The sequence below is a fragment of the Tenacibaculum finnmarkense genomovar ulcerans genome, assembly GCF_900239495.1.
GTDB classification, from domain to species: domain Bacteria; phylum Bacteroidota; class Bacteroidia; order Flavobacteriales; family Flavobacteriaceae; genus Polaribacter; species Polaribacter ulcerans.
Window position 1 is genome coordinate 99,782 of sequence record NZ_OENE01000035.1, and the last position, 15,957, is coordinate 115,738.

General features: G+C 31.9%; 8 protein-coding genes. 4 read left to right on the forward strand and 4 right to left on the reverse strand.

Annotated elements, in window-relative coordinates:
* The first annotated feature begins 185 nt into the window (after positions 1–185).
* The 4 genes from DPIF8902391_RS10140 to DPIF8902391_RS10155 all read left to right on the forward strand — a co-directional run bounded on the left by DPIF8902391_RS10140 (position 186) and on the right by DPIF8902391_RS10155 (position 5,644).
* Positions 186–4,154 carry a T9SS type A sorting domain-containing protein gene (locus tag DPIF8902391_RS10140; protein WP_172505755.1) on the forward strand — a complete coding sequence of 1,323 codons (3,969 nt, stop codon included), beginning with the start codon at positions 186–188 and terminating at the stop codon, positions 4,152–4,154.
* A gap of 52 nt (positions 4,155–4,206) precedes the next feature.
* Complete coding sequence (locus DPIF8902391_RS10145; RefSeq protein WP_172505756.1) at positions 4,207–4,368, forward strand: hypothetical protein; 162 nt, start codon at positions 4,207–4,209, stop codon at positions 4,366–4,368.
* A gap of 66 nt (positions 4,369–4,434) precedes the next feature.
* A complete protein-coding gene (locus DPIF8902391_RS10150) occupies positions 4,435–4,857 on the forward strand; it encodes a hypothetical protein (RefSeq protein WP_172505757.1) in 423 nt (140 codons plus the stop codon).
* A gap of 442 nt (positions 4,858–5,299) precedes the next feature.
* Positions 5,300–5,644 carry a hypothetical protein gene (locus tag DPIF8902391_RS10155; RefSeq protein ID WP_058884573.1) on the forward strand — a complete coding sequence of 115 codons (345 nt, stop codon included), beginning with the start codon at positions 5,300–5,302 and terminating at the stop codon, positions 5,642–5,644.
* 71 nt (positions 5,645–5,715) lie between these two features.
* On the opposite strand, the gene uvrB is transcribed toward DPIF8902391_RS10155, so the two are convergent.
* The 4 genes from uvrB to DPIF8902391_RS10175 all read right to left on the reverse strand — a co-directional run bounded on the left by uvrB (position 5,716) and on the right by DPIF8902391_RS10175 (position 15,672).
* Positions 5,716–7,710 (reverse strand): excinuclease ABC subunit UvrB, encoded by a 1,995-nt coding sequence (gene uvrB / locus DPIF8902391_RS10160; protein WP_172505758.1) that lies wholly within the window; start codon positions 7,708–7,710, stop codon positions 5,716–5,718.
* Positions 7,711–7,773: 63 nt separating this feature from the next.
* On the reverse strand, positions 7,774–10,296 hold the full coding sequence (locus tag DPIF8902391_RS10165; protein ID WP_172505759.1) for a T9SS type B sorting domain-containing protein: 2,523 nt from the start codon (positions 10,294–10,296) through the stop codon (positions 7,774–7,776).
* 207 nt (positions 10,297–10,503) lie between these two features.
* Positions 10,504–10,686: a hypothetical protein gene (locus tag DPIF8902391_RS10170; protein WP_058884576.1), complete on the reverse strand. Its 183-nt coding sequence runs from the start codon at positions 10,684–10,686 to the stop codon at positions 10,504–10,506.
* A 24-nt stretch (positions 10,687–10,710) separates the two neighbouring features.
* Positions 10,711–15,672, reverse strand: coding sequence for a PKD domain-containing protein (locus DPIF8902391_RS10175; RefSeq protein ID WP_198912942.1), 4,962 nt, complete (start codon positions 15,670–15,672; stop codon positions 10,711–10,713).
* Positions 15,673–15,957: the final 285 nt, after the last annotated feature.

Consider the following 15,957-nt stretch of genomic DNA (forward strand, 5'->3'; position numbering starts at 1 on the left):
TTTGTTTTTTGAATAGTGAATTATCAGTTGATAATTCTAAAAGTAGAAACTATAGGCTATCTTAAAAAACTCTCATCGCTTAATTATAGTCATTCACATCTATTTAATGGTCATTCACCGTATTTTAATGTAATTACACCTTTTTTCATATTACTTTTGGAGATTAATCCCCTAAAGTTTTATAAATGAAACAAATAATAGTGAAATTACTTTTTTTAATCGCTTTTACTTTTCAAGTAAGTGCTCAAATTACAAATTACAAGGAAGCTTCTTTAAAAGAAGGAGCAAATTTCTTTGAAATTGTACATAAAACAAGAAAAGAGTTATCGGAAAAAAAACAACGTTCAAGAGGTCTTATTTCTAAAAAACAAAACAAAGCAACCAAGCAGTTTGAACGCTGGGTTTGGATTTGGAAAGATAGAATTAACGCTGATGGTTCTTTTGTTAAGAAAGAAAATAAAAAAGAATACATCGATCTTTTATTAGCGAATTCAAACACACAAGCTCAAAGGTCAAATACCGTTACGTCGTGGGAGCAAATAGGTCCTAAAAAAAATGTGTTAGAAAATGGATATACTGCATATCCAGGTTTAGGAAGAGTTAACGTAGTAGCAACAGATACTCGTAATGCACAAATAATGTATGCCGGATCTGCCGCAGGAGGTTTGTGGAAAACAACAGATGGCGGAACAACTTGGTTGCCTAAAACAGATGATTTAGCAGGTTTAGGAGTTACCGATATTATTATTGATCCTCAAAATTCCAACATATTATATATGGCTACTGGTGATCAAGATGGAGGACATGTTAATTCAATAGGTTTGTTTAAATCTACAGATGCTGGTGAAAATTGGGCTGTAACAGGTTTAACGTTTTCATTAACGGATAATGAATATATTAGAGATTTAAGTTTTGCACCTAATTCGTCTACTACAATTTATGCACTGACCAATAATGAAATTCAAAAATCTACCGATAGCGGTGCTACTTGGGTTAATATGAATACGGTTCCAGATTATAGCGGTGATAATTTTCAAACCATAATTTTTGATCCTAATAATGCCAATAAAGTAGTGGTATCTGACGCTTATGGAGGTTTGTGGTATTCTTCTGATGGTGGAGCTAATTTTTCAGAACATTCAGTTTTACAAGGAAGTACACAAAACAAGTTAAAGCTAACAGCCTCTGCAAATGATACTGAAAATTTTTATGGAATTACCCAAGATGGTGTTTTTACAATTTTTCGTTTTGATAATACCGATACCGCTGCCGATAAAATTAGTGAAACAACTATAGCTAATTTTAATTCACAGTGGGGGTATAACCAATGTATCGCTGTATCGCCTACAAACAAAGATGATATTCTTGTAGGAGGTGTAAATGTGTATAAATCGACAGATAATGGTACTTCTTTTTCAATGTATTTAAACGCCTATGATGATCCTGTTGGAGTTGGTTTTTATGTACATCCTGATCATCATTATTTATCTTTTTTAGCCGATGGTGTTACTGTTATAAACAGTCATGATGGTGGAGTTCATAAAGGTGCTTTTACCGCTACAAAAGCCACAGGTGGTTGGACAGATTTATCAGATGGTTTGGTAATTTCTCAACCCTACAATATTGCCATTACAGAAGGGCTTAATGGTGATGATTATATGATGGCAAACCAAGATAATGATGGTTTTTCAAAGGTTTCAAAAGGTGGTCGTCAAAAATGGGTAGCTTGTTCAGCAGGTGATGGAACAGCTACAGGAATTGATATTTCAGATTCAAATATTCGCTATTTAGGCGGAACTTATGGTGCTTTATACAGGACAAATGATGGCTACTCAAGTAGTGCCTATTCAGCGGTAACAATTCTTTCGGATTCAAATGATGCTGATTTTATTTCTCCTTTAGCTTTACACCCAACAATTGCAGCAACTATTTACGCAGGGCATGGTGATGTAAAAAAATCTACAGACAGAGGTGTTAATTGGGCGGCTCTAAATACAGGTTTAGTAGAAACTTCTTTTTTAGATGTGTCTTTATATAATGGCGCTACAAGAATTTTTGCAATAGGTTATTTAGGAACAGATAAAACACTTAGAAGAAGTAATGACGATGGTGCAACTTGGGTTACAATTTCTAATCCAGCTTCAAATTTATCTATTAATAGTGTGTATGCCGTACCAAATACAGCTATTGTTTATGCAACAGTGGCATCATATAAAGCGGGTGAAAAAATTTATAAAAGTATCGATAATGGTGCTTCATGGGTAAGTATTAGTGGTAATATGCCTAATATTATTATGAAAAAGATATTGGTAGACCCTAATAAAAATAATGAAACTATTTATGTAGGAACTGAATTAGGGCTTTATTATACCAATAATACAACTACTAATTGGACAAAATTAGGTGCTGGTTTACCAAATGTTATTATTAGTGACATTAAAGTAAGTAAAAGTAACGGAAATGTTTATGTAGGTACTTTTGGTAGAGGAATGTGGGTTTATAACGATCAAAAACATTTTAAAAGTGTTACTAATAACAACTGGTCTGAAACTACAAATTGGGAGGGGAAAACCTTACCAACTTCAGCTGATGATGTTGTAATTAAACAAGAACAAGATGTGGTGTGGGTAAATGTTGCTGGAGTTACAGTAAAATCATTAGAAATTAACAATGCTAAATTAGAGATAAAAAACACCAATAGTTTAACGGTTGTTAATGATTATGTATCAACAATAAACGACAATACTTTTGTGTCAATTTTATCAGATCAAACCGATAGCGGTGTTTTTATGGTAAATGGAAACGCAACAGGTAATCTTATGTATAGTAGAGGCGGTTTATTAGCGAATAAATGGTCTTTAATTTCATCGCCTGTAATTGGTCAAAAAGTTAAGAGTTTTGCAACGAAAGTATCAAATGATATTCGAAAAAATGCTGCTTCTAAATATGCAATATCTACCTATAATGATGCCAATTTAGTAGGGGCTAAATGGGAATATTTTGACCAAAATGTTAGTGAAAATACATTGTTTGAAAACGGAACAGGTTATGCCGTTTCTAGAGAAACAGCTGGTGCGGTTTCTTTTTCAGGAATAATGTATAACAGTAATTTAAATGTAAGTGTATCTTCGGATAAATGGAATGCTATTGGAAATCCTTTTTCGGCATATTATCCTGCAAGTAAAAGAACTTCAGAAAACTTTATTGCAAATAATACGAGTAAATTAGCTAGTAATGCACAGGCAATATACTTATGGGAAAGTACTCAGAATAAATATGTTGCTTACACTAATTTAGCATCATCAACTCAAAAAGTATTAGCGCCAGGACAGGGGTTTTTTATCAAAACAAAAGCTTCAGAAACCGATCAAAAGGTAGTTTTTAAGAAAGCTAATATTGGTACAAAAACAACTTTAGCGGGAAATAATACCTTTAGTAGAGGTTCAGAAAATGGAACTCCTTATGTAAAATTATTTGTTGAAAAAAGTGACAAAGAAAAAATTAAGGTAAATACCGATATTATCTTTTCAAAAAATGCAACTCAAGGATTTGATGCAACAATGGATGTTATAAACTTTGGAGATGCTACATTTGACTTAACTTCTAAAATTATAAATGAAGCAAAAAGCAATGTAAATAATGAATATGCAATTCAATCGGTTTCTTCGGATGCTATTGAAGGTCAAATTATTCCTTTAAAACTTACCGCAAGATCAAAAGAAAAGGTAGTATTTTCATCAGCAATTCATAATTTACCTGAAAATATAAAGGTTTTTATAGAAGATAAAGAAACTGCAAAATTCCATGAAATAAGCAATACCAAAAATTATGAAGTAACTTTAAGTGAAAACTCAAATGAATTTGGACGATTTTATATACATTTTTCTAAAAGAGCTTTAAATGAGCTAGAACCGAAATTAGTTGTGTCAAATTTAAAAGTTTATACCGATCATAATTTATTACAGGTAATTGGGTATGATAGAGAATCGTTAACAATTGATATATTTGATATTATAGGTAAAAAAGTGCTAAGTAAAACACTAAAATCAGCTGGGTTTAAAGGTTTAGATTTGAGTAATTTATCAGCAGGTGTTTATATTGTTAAAGTTGTTTCGGGTAATAAAAGAGCAACAAAAAAGGTTGTTGTAAAATAATTGACATAAAAATGAAGCCTAAATAACCAAGGCATCGTAAAATTAAGACAAAATGAATTCAGATAAAATAAATAGAAAAGAAGCGTTACAAAAAATAGGGAAATACAGTAAATATGCTAGTTTAACCGCACTAGGAACCTATTTAATTTTGAATCCTCAAAAAGCACAAGCGCAAAGCCCCAATAAACCTGATATTCCAGGTACAAATTTTTAATAATTATTAATATAAAACACGGTATTACAATTGTAGTATCGTGTTTTTTTATAAAAAAATATACAAATGATGTTAAACAACAGTTCTAAAATTATAATGATGCTAATGATGCCTTTATTATTTAGTTGTAAATCGGTTTTTATAAGTGATATTAAAAAACAATATATTTCGGCAGGTTCTAGGTTTGATACCTCAAAAATGAAGTATTCTGTTATTATAGAATCGTCAAAAGAGGCGTTTAAAGTTGTATCAATAGAAATTGCCGATAAAAAATATCAAAATTTAACGATTATTGAAATTCCAAACGGAAAGCTTAAAAATCAGCAAGAAATACTATCTGCGGGGACTTATCATGTTAGTATTAATGTAGGGGAGGCTATTTTTCCTAGAGAAAGTATTGAAAATTTAAAGTTAAATGTTTTAGTAAAAAACAACCCTTTAATTTTAGAGGGAAAAGTAACTGTTGAAAAAAAACGATTAAGAAGATAAAAAATGATCTTTTTAAGTATTTAATTACCTGTAAATCATGTTTTTATTTTCAGTGTAAACTAATTGTTACGCCTTTTTTTTTGCCAATCAGTAATTTTAAAATTATAGATATTCTAAGACTTTTGGTTTTTAGTTGCAAAATAGATACTGATAATTCTGTTTTATTATCAAAATCTTTCATTAACTAATATCTTATTAATTAGAATTTTTAAGCTGTTTTTAAAAAAGCGATACATTTAGCTTTTTAACCCATTTTTAAGTAACTTTTTTATGAGTTTATGTTAAAGGTTTTCTAACATTGTAACCATTATTCTGCCGTAAGTTTGTACCGGTTTGCAAACCCAGTAACATTTTGACAATTAATTAACTATAAAGGTTAATAGGACAGAAAAAAATATAAAGAAAACAAAAATTCGGTTAAAATACCTTATTAAAAAACATTATGAAAACAATTAAATTTTTATTAGTAGCACTTTTTTTATCAGTAAACGTATTAGTTGCGAACGCTACAAATCCTTCGGATAAAAAAGAAGAATTAGTATTAATAAACAAAGAGGTTCATAAATTATTAAAGAACCCTAAATTTGAATTGAACTCTGACGTATCTGTAATCGTTAAATTAACAGTAAACAGTAAAAATGAATTGATAGTATTATCTGTAAATTCAAAAAATGATAATCAAAGAATAGAAAACTATATCAAAACCAGCTTAAATTACAAGAAAATAGCAGGAAAAGTTACAACTGATGTGTATAATTTGCCTGTTACTTTAGTAGCAGCTAGATAATTAAAAATTATTTTATTAAAAGGCTTCTATGATATTCATAGAAGCCTTTTTTTGTTTAAAAAAAACGAAATTTATGATTCCAAATTTTTTCTTAAAACAGCAATTTCGTCACGCAATTTTGCGGCTAGCATAAAATCTAAATTTTTTGCAGCAGCTTCCATCTCTTTTCGTTTATTTCGGATGCGTTTTTCTATTTCTTCTTTAGATAAAAATTGCAAATCTTGTTTTGCAACGTTATCAATCGCATTATCATAATGAAAAGAAGTAATAGTATCTTGAGAAAGTGTGTTATCTAGTTTTTTGTTGATTTGTGTTGGCGTAATACCATTTTTAGTATTGTAATCTTGCTGTTTTTTACGCCTATAATCGGTTTCATCTATAGTGCGTTTCATGCTATTGGTAATTTTATCAGCATATAAAATAGCACGTCCGTTTACATTTCTTGCGGCTCTACCAACGGTTTGGGTAATTGAGCGATGACTGCGTAAAAAACCTTCTTTATCGGCATCTAAAATAGCAACTAACGATACTTCGGGTAAATCCAAACCTTCTCGCAATAAATTGACACCAATTAAAACATCAAACAAACCTCTTCGTAAATCTTGCATTATTTGAACACGCTCTAAAGTATCTACATCCGAATGAATATAACGACAACGAACTTGAATTCTGGTTAAATATTTTGCCAATTCTTCCGCCATTCTTTTGGTTAAAGTGGTTACCAAGGTTCGCTCGTCTTTTTCTACACGAATTTGAATTTCTTCAATTAAATTATCAATTTGATTTTCGCTGGGGCGGACTTCAATTATTGGGTCTAATAACCCCGTTGGGCGGATTACTTGCTCTACAAATACGCCTTCGGTTTTTTGTAATTCATAATCGGCAGGCGTTGCCGATACATAAATTACTTGGTTTTGTAATGCTTCAAATTCCTCAAATTTTAACGGACGATTATCCATCGCCGCAGGCAAGCGAAAACCGTATTCTACTAAGTTTACTTTTCTGCTTTTATCGCCACCGTACATGGCGTGAGTTTGTGGAATGGTAACGTGGCTTTCATCGATAACCATTAAAAAATCGTCAGGAAAATAGTCTAACAAACAAAAGGGGCGGGTGCCAGGATCACGCCCGTCTAAATATCGAGAATAATTTTCAATTCCTGAACAATAGCCTAATTCACGAATCATTTCTAAATCGAATTCGGTGCGTTCTAGTAAGCGTTTTGCTTCTAAATGTTTGCCGATTTCTTTAAAATAATGGACTTGTTTTACCATATCATCTTGTATGCTGTGAATGGCATTTTGCAAAACATCAGGAGAGGTTACAAACAAATTTGCAGGGTAAATAGTGAGTTCGTTTAACTTTTCAATACGCTGGTTATTTTCAATATTAAAAGTTTCAATTTCTTCAATTTCATCGCCAAAAAAATGAATTTTATACCCGCTATCGCCATAAGATGGGTAAATAGTTACCACATCGCCTTTTACTTTAAAAGTTCCACTTTTTATTTCGGTTTCGGTGCGAGAATATAAGCTGGTAACTAGTTTGTGTAAAAATTTGGTGCGTGAAATTTGTTGATCTACTTTTATAGGAATTACATTTTTTTTAAATTCCTTCGGATTTCCAATTCCGTATAAACAAGAAACCGAGGCAATAACAATAATATCTCTACGCCCAGAAAGTAGGGATGAAGAGGTGCTAATTCGTAGGCGTTCTATTTCATCATTAATAGATAAATCTTTTTCGATAAAAGTTCCGGTAACAGGAATATAGGCTTCGGGCTGATAATAATCATAGTAAGAAACAAAATATTCAACGGCATTGTTAGGAAAAAACTGCTTGAATTCGGCATATAATTGCGCCGCCAATGTTTTATTATGTGCCAAAACCAAGGTAGGACGGTTTACCTGAGCAACAACATTTGCCACGGTAAAGGTTTTACCAGAACCGGTAACACCTAAAAGTGTTTGGTGTTTTTCGTTGGTATTTAATCCGTTTACTAATTGTTTTATAGCGGTTGGCTGATCGCCAGTTGGCTTAAAGTTGGAGTGTAATTCAAAATTCATATAACAAAAATACGGATAGTTTATGTTAAAAACTACCCGCATTTAAGTAGTATTATAGGGCTATTATCTTAATAAAGAAAAATGCCCTTGGCGTCGATGTGTTTTTCCTTTTTTATCAATAAGTATCGTTTTAAACCAATAATCGTTAGAAGGAAGTTCTTTTCCATTATGCCTGCCATCCCAACCTTTACTATCAATAGGGATAATGGCTAGGCTTTTACCAAATCTGTCAAAAATAAGAGTAGTACTTGATCGATAAAAATAAGAATTGACACCTTTAATTTTCCAGATATCGTTTATTCCGTCTCCATTAGGAGTAAAAAATTTAGGATACTGAATAACAGAAACGATAAGTGTGGCATCCGGTAAACAGCCATTTTTATTGTTTACCACAACGGTATATAAGCCCGCAGTAATATTATTAAATATAGGGCTGTTTTGAAAATTGGTTTGAACGCCTTGCTGATCAATTAATGAAAATTGATACTGATCAGTTCCTAAATATTGATTTGCTGTAATTATTTTAATCTGATAGCTGTTTTCACCATGATTATTGTTATCGTCTAAAATAAGAACACCGGCATCATTTAAGTTGGGTTTTTTAGATTCGCTAACGATAATTTGACGAGTTCGAGTACAGCCTGCATTATTTTTTGCGGTAAAAATATAAGTGCCTGCCTGTGTGGTATTGTAAAAATAATTGGTACTAAGAATTGTTGGGTTTCCTTTTAAACGCCACTGATAACTATAAATATTCATTGCTATTGTAGGTTTTAATTCGATTGGTTTTCCATAACAAATAAGGGCGGTATCATTTAATTGAAAAACAGGTAAAGTGTTTACTTTAATCAAAAAAGAACCCACACCAAAACAGTCGTTATTTGTTTTGTCGATAACTTTAATATACAAAGGTTGTGCTGTTTTCGCTGGCTTGTTTTTGTTTCGATACTTTGAAATGTTTTTTATAGGATTAATAATAGCATCTCTATCAGTACTTTTTTCAAAAATTAAAACATCTAAATTTGCCCTGTTTGAAATAGGAAATGTTTTTTTAATTTCTTCTTGAACATCGCTTAAATCAAAATAAGAAATACCGTCGGTATCGTTGTTTTGGTTGGTGTTATTTCCATTGATATCTAAAAAATCATCACAACTGGTCATGGTTTTTGAATAGGTAATATTTGGAGTAAACCCAACGGTAATGGCTATTTTTGAAATAAGATAACAATTTTTATTGGTAATTGTTCGTACCCAAATAGTAGCCCCATTATTTACAGGATGCGTTATTGGATTGGTAATTTCAGCAGTGTTATTTATAGCGTTATTTTTAGTAGCGTAGTATTTAAAAGCTTCGTTGCTATAATTTGTTGAAATATTTTTTTCGGCAAGTGTTAAATTAACCGTTGTATGTAAGTTCGACGTTGTAGCACATTGTTTTAAGTGAACTATATTTTTTACAATTGGTAATGGTTTTGTAATTAAATCAAACGATTTTAAAGAAAAACAGCCCGAAGTATTTGTTACTCTTACCCATATTTTTTCTGTTGTAAACGCTGTTTTATTGGTGTACTTAATAGGCAATGGATTGCTATTGCTTTGGGCATCATTTTCAGATGAAAAATAAGCAATTTGATCTGTAGTATCGGATGAGATAAAAGAATTATCATCCAAATTAAACTCATTAAAACCGGTGCTTGTACAGCTAATTAAATTAGTTGGAGTTCCTATATTTGTATAAGATGTTACCTTTAGATTAAAGCTTTGTGTAATAAAACACTTGGTTATTGAGCTTGTTAGTCGTACAAAAATAGTTTGAGGATTACGCGTGTTTTTATATGAATTAGTATTGCTAATCGGGTTGGATCCTAAAATGGCATCATTACTAGATTTATGATAACTAAGAAGAGTATTTGTTTGATTCCCTAGAACAATATCATTTTTAGTTAGGTTAAATGTAGTCATAGCATCATCAACTCCATCGGTATCACATTGTGATAAATTTAAAGCATCATTACTTAAAATAATAGGATTGATAATAGGCGCATCAAAAAAACTAGCCGTTCCTGTCCAGGTTAAATTAAAACTACTGTTTCCAACAGGTCTATCGATAACTAAAAAATAAGATTCACCAACTTTTACATCTAAAGCTTTAAGAAAACTATTTCCTGAAGGGCCAGGACCTTCAGAGGTGTCTGTTTCTATAAAATTCATTCCTGTTAGGTTATCGGTTTGATTAGATGCCGATGGGTTTGTAGTAGAGCATCGAATAGCGGTGCCTAAATTAGCACATGTTGCGTTTGGTCCGAAGATAAAAAAATCAAAATCTTCAGTAATGGCATTATTTTTTGGAGTTAAAGTAAAACCAAGCGTTCCTGCTGTTTTTATAGTAAGTTGAAACCAAACACTGTTGTTTTCTTCACTAGAACAACTATTGGAATTTGTTAATTCTTGAGTTCCAGCCCCTGAAACAGTAAGGTCTGAATAACCGCTATTACCACAAACTATAATGGCATCTGTACAGTCGTTTTGAGAATATAAAAAAGGGATATAAAAAAACAATAAAAACAAGGGGAGTATTTTTTTCATAAAAAATATATTAGTTAACAAATATAGAAAATCAATATGTTTTTATTAAGAATAAATAAGAATACATGATTTTCATTTTTTATTATCAACTAGCTAAAAAGTGTTAAAACAGCTGTTATGATGAAATTAAATTATAAAGGAACAAAAAACCCTCGAAATTTTCGAGGGTTTTAGTAATATAAAAGAATAAAAAAGTAGTCAATTTAATTAAAATCTACTACCAGGAACTTCAGGACCACTTTGCGCTTGTGCTTTTTGTGGGTTTAAAATTAGATAGGTTCCTAATGCTGTTAAACTTGCATATTTTCCGTATTTCCCTATTTTTTGTAGCGCTTCTTTTCTTGAAATATCGTTACTATTATTACTGTTATTTTCGGTTTGTTTTTTCATGATGTTTGTTTTTTTTATTAAAGATTATTCTAAAATAATTTTCTTAGTAATTTTTCCTGTATTTGAAATTAATTCGACAATATAAACGCCTTTTGATGTTTTCGGTAATTCAATTAGGCTAACTCCTGTTGATTTGAATGAGTTATTAAAAATTGTTTTCCCTAGTATAGAATATACTTTTAAGGAAGCATTTTGTGTTTGTAAACCTGTAATGGTAATCGTGTTTTTATCAGATTTATAAATACTTACATTTTGTACCTCTTTATTAACAATAACATCAGGTCTTTTTGAAGTTGTATGAATATAAAACTGTCCAGCTCCTTTTGTGTTATTTTCAACTACGATTTTTTTATCAGAAATATCGGTAAATGTATTGGCTATTCTATCTTCTAAATAGATTTTTACATCCGCAGGAAGATTTTTAGCATCTACAGAAATACTTACTTCTTTACCCATTTTTGTTGTTAATCCAATAGGAATTACTAGTTCTTCAATTTTAGAAGTTGGCAGGGTTTGTATGGCTAATTTATTTCCTTTATTATCAGAAATTAATTCGGTAAATACTTCGAAATTACTAGAAACTCCCCCGAATAATTTAGAATCTGAACCGTTATCAAAACCAGTGGTTTTATTGTTTGCATAAAATACTTTGGTTGATTTCTGACGAGTTCCATCTTCTACAAATAATTCAAAAGAAGTTTTTGGTGCTTCTCTTTTAAAAGTATCGGTATTTTGATGGCTTTGATTTGCTTTGGTAAAAGTAATACTACTATTTGCTGGCAATGGGTCAGTAGTTTCTATAAAGAAACCTTGTGCAGGGGCAATTTCTAAACTGTTTTGCTCATTATATACTTGATAACTTGTTCCGTTCCATATCCAAATTGTTTTTTCGCTTATAGAAGTTTCGTTATTATTTAAAAAAGTAACAGCGTTGATGTAGGTTGTAAACGGGTTTCCAACTAAATTGTAATTATTTCTAGTTCCGTTATTAATTTCGATGTTCACATCGCTCGTGTTAATTTCTCCTGTGAAAGAAATGTCGCTAGGCGTTGCTAATTTTAATGAATATCCTTTTGCTAGGTCAAAATTTCCTGTAGAATTTATTGTTTGATAATTCCAAGATTTGGTAAGATGCTCATTATTAAAAGGTGCAAAACCAATATTTCCTCGTGTTCCTGATGCAAAAGAAAGTGTTCCACCAGTAATAAAATTCTCAAGAGTTTCTCCTTTTAAAGGCGATGAAATTAAATACCAATCGGTGTTTTCAATATTTCTCTTATAAGTAACTGTTCCTGTAACGGCTGCTTTTGCCATAAAAGTAGCACCCGATTCAATAGTTAAACTGTTAAATCCAACATCATTATTTGCTGTTGGATAGGTTGATAATCCAGCAGGAATTACCACACGACTCGTTGAGGTTGGTAAAGAGTTTGTACTCCAGTTTGATGCTGTGTTCCAATCATTGTTGCTGTTTCCTGTCCAAGTAATATCGTCATTGGTAATTGTTGAGGTTACGCTGATATTATCAATCCAAATACGAGTTCCGTATCCTGAAATATTTTTAAATTTGATTAAAATGCTTGAGTTTCCTGTAAAAGCATTTAAATCGATGCTTTCTTTTCTCCAGTCAGATGCTTTTGAAGGAACAAAATCATTTGCTTCGTTATCATCAGGTGTTGCTTCTAAGTCACGAACTTGAACTGTTTCTAATTCAGTATGTGTTTTATTGTAAACTTCCGTCCAAGTTAATCCACAGTTTTTAGAAATTAACACCATTAATTTATCTGGAGAATCAGATTCTGCATCAGTACCGTATGCGTTGGTGAATTTAGTATAAGATAAATCAAAAGCCATTTTTTTATCTCCTTCCGAAGAAAAATCTAAAGGATTGATAATTAATTCATCGATTTTATCCGTAGGATTATCGGCATTATTGATAATCATACAAGAAGAGTCTCCATTACCAGCATCATCTCTTTTTTCCCATGAAATATCATCATTATCATGATTTATAATTTCCCAATTGTTAATAGGGAATGTTCCTTCAAAGTCTTGATTATATGGTAAAGCAGTAACATCTTTTACGGTAACAAAACTTGTTTTGGTAGTGGTTGTTCCTGTTCCAGTGGCATTTGTAGCGGTTAAAGTTACACTATAATTCCCTGCAGTATCGTAGGTTACTACTGGATTTTTTTCTGTAGAATTTGCAGGTGTTCCACCTTCAAAAGTCCAAGCCCAAGAAGTTGGTACGCCTGTTGAGGTATCATTAAATTGTACATTGTTTCCTAGACAAGCACTTTCCCCTTGTTTTTCAAAACTAGAAGTTGGTTTTTCTTGACTATCGAAATTAACGGTTACATTGTCAATCCAAATACGAGTTCCGTATCCTGATTTATTTACAAATTTCACCAATACATTTGCTAATCCTTGATAATCACTAAGATTTACACGCTCTTTTCTCCAGTCTGATGCTGTGGTAGGAATCCAATTGTTAGATTCATTTGCATCTGTTGCAGGATCGTCAACAACATTTACAGTTTCTAAAACGGTATGTGTTTTTTCATATAAAGTTTTCCAAGTTGTTCCACAATCGCTAGAAGCCATCACCATTAATTTATCTGGGCTATCAGCATCAAATTTGGTATAAGCAACATCGAAATAAAAATCGGTAGCGCCTACGGATAAATCTAAAGAAGGCATGATAATTTCATCCAATTCACCAATGGTTTCATTATCGGCATTGTTCATCATCATACAAAAACCATCGCCATTTCCAGCTAAATTACTTTGTTCAAATTCTAATTTCCCATCAAAATTACGAATATTCCAATTGGCAGGAGGGAAGGTTCCTGAAAAATCTTCACTAAAAGATTGTGCGGTTGGTGTTTTTAAAACGACAAAATTCTCTATGGTTTTTTCTGATGAACCATCGGTGTTTTCAACTTTTAAGCTAACGTTGTAATTTCCGTAAGTATTATAGGTAACCGTCGGGTTTTGTTCGGTAGAAGTTGCAGGTTCTCCTCCTGGAAATTCCCAATTCCATGAAGTTGCTGCTGTTCCTGTTGAGGTATCAAAAAATTGAACAACTTCACTTTCACAAACTGAGGCTCTTTTTTTAGTATAAAAATCGACTATTGGTCCTGTGCTGTTATCTAAAGAAACAGTAACGTTGTCTAACCAAACACGCGTTCCGTATCCTGATACATTTTTAAAACGAATGGCTAAATTTGCTTGTCCGTCGTAACTGCTTAAATCAACCAATTCTTTTCTCCAATGTGATTTTTGATTAGGAATCCAATCATTTGGCGATAATGCTGATAAAGCAGTTTCTAATTCGGTATGTGTTTTTGAATAAACTTCTGTCCAAGTAGCACCACAATCGGTAGAAACTTCGGCTTTTAGCATATCGGCACTCACTTCATCAAATTTAACATAAGCAACATCAAAATAAAGTTGTGCATTTTTAGCGGCTGTTAAATTATAAAAAGGCAATTGCAGGTAATCAGCTTCCCCAATTTTATCATTATCGGCGTTGTTCATAACGACACAGGATGAATCGCCATTTCCTGCTTCATCACTTTTTCCCCAAGCTAATTTTCCATCAGGATTTATAACTCTCCATCCTTGAGGCGGAAAAGTTCCTTCAAAATCTTCCGAAGTATTTGCTATTGAATGTTGGTCAACATCAATAAAATTTGCTGTTTCAGTCTTATTGTAACTTGTACCGTTAAAGCCATTCCAAACTTCTAATGTTACTTTATACTGTCCTTTAGATACGTAAGTAACTGTCGGGTTTTTTTCTGAAGATGTAGCAGGTGTTCCTCCTTCAAAAGTCCATTTCCAAGAAGTTGGATTTCCTGTTGAGTTATCTTTAAATTCGATACTTTGAGTACTACATATTGCTGTTATATCACTTTTAAAACTAGCAACAGGCGCATGAGGTAATATACCTGTAGCAATTAAATTGTCTGTTTGCCAAAGTAAGCTTCTTGAGTATTTAGCAATTGTAGTATCTTCTAGCCAACCATTCATTACATCAACCTGATCTTTGGTAAACATAATTTGACAAGAAGTATTGTAATCCATATAATTTTCTACATTTGGATATACATTACACGCATTTAATTTATCTCTTGTACAACCTTCCGAACCCATTGTTGGCGGTGTATCAGTAATTCCATCATTTTCAGCAGTCCAAGTTCCTTTATCTTTATCACTTTGATGAAAAGTGTGTCTTAATCCGAAATAATGACCAAATTCATGCGACATTACTTTTTCAAAACCAACAGCACTAGACGAAGGATTGTCAGGGCAACCAGTTGCTCTTCCTAGATATCGCCAGTTAAATACGACTCTTGGAACGGCGTCTTGTGTTGGTAAAAATGCGTGTCCAGAAGCGTAATTTCCTTCTGATATTCCGTTTGCAGCAGCTACAATAAATATCTGTAAATAGTATTTATTGTTTTTTCCCCACCACCAATTGTTTGTGGTAATTTTAGGGTCATATCCATCTTCTACAAGCCCATCTTGAACACGCCAGTTCATTCCTGGGGTTTCTAAAAGATTTCCATCAGGATCTTCGGTAGCTAATAGAAATTCGATATTATCCATTTTTTGTTTTACGCCGTCAAATCTTGGGTCAGATTCATTCCATTTAGGAAATTCTCCACGAAAATCTTTATTAACAACTTCCATTACGTCGTTAATTCGGCATGCCATGTTTTCTTTACTAACAGAACCTGCTTCACCTTGTCCGTTGTGTAAAATATGAAAAACTACTGGTATTTTGTAGTCTCTAACACCTGTTCTTTTACTGGTTCTATTAGTTCTTTGTTGTTTTTTTAATTTAGACATGGATTGTCTAAATTTAATATTGTCTTCTTTAGACAATTTTGTACCACAGCCATTTGTGGTTGCTTTTTGACTGAAAGCTGTAAAAGCAAACAATAGCAAGGTTAGGGTTGAAAGGTAATTTTTAATATTCATAAAATTAAAGGTTCTATTTGTTAAATAAATTTTTTGTTAAAAAAATACAGCAGAATGAATTGATTTTTTATTGTTTTTTAGGTATTGGTTATCGTTTTTTTTAGGTTAATTAATTTTTAAAATGATATTTTTTACTTTTTAAAATTTTTATCAAAGGAATAATCTTAGTTTTTTACAATATGATAACATTCGCTATTCTTTTTGTTAGTATTCTTTTATGTACGTTACTTATTTTTTACAGTATTATTTGAGTAATATATGAAAGGAAACAGGTAATATTAAATC

What these genes read in the sequence shown, in the direction of transcription:
- DPIF8902391_RS10150 (WP_172505757.1), top strand. Translation starts at nt 4,435, where the DNA reads ATGATGTTAAACAACAGTTCTAAAATTATAATGATGCTAATGATGCCT.
- DPIF8902391_RS10165 (WP_172505759.1), bottom strand. Translation starts at nt 10,296, where the DNA reads ATGAAAAAAATACTCCCCTTGTTTTTATTGTTTTTTTATATCCCTTTT.
- DPIF8902391_RS10170 (WP_058884576.1), bottom strand. Translation starts at nt 10,686, where the DNA reads ATGAAAAAACAAACCGAAAATAACAGTAATAATAGTAACGATATTTCA.
- DPIF8902391_RS10140 (WP_172505755.1), top strand. Translation starts at nt 186, where the DNA reads ATGAAACAAATAATAGTGAAATTACTTTTTTTAATCGCTTTTACTTTT.
- uvrB (WP_172505758.1), bottom strand. Translation starts at nt 7,710, where the DNA reads ATGAATTTTGAATTACACTCCAACTTTAAGCCAACTGGCGATCAGCCA.
- DPIF8902391_RS10145 (WP_172505756.1), top strand. Translation starts at nt 4,207, where the DNA reads ATGAATTCAGATAAAATAAATAGAAAAGAAGCGTTACAAAAAATAGGG.
- DPIF8902391_RS10155 (WP_058884573.1), top strand. Translation starts at nt 5,300, where the DNA reads ATGAAAACAATTAAATTTTTATTAGTAGCACTTTTTTTATCAGTAAAC.
- DPIF8902391_RS10175 (WP_198912942.1), bottom strand. Translation starts at nt 15,672, where the DNA reads ATGAATATTAAAAATTACCTTTCAACCCTAACCTTGCTATTGTTTGCT.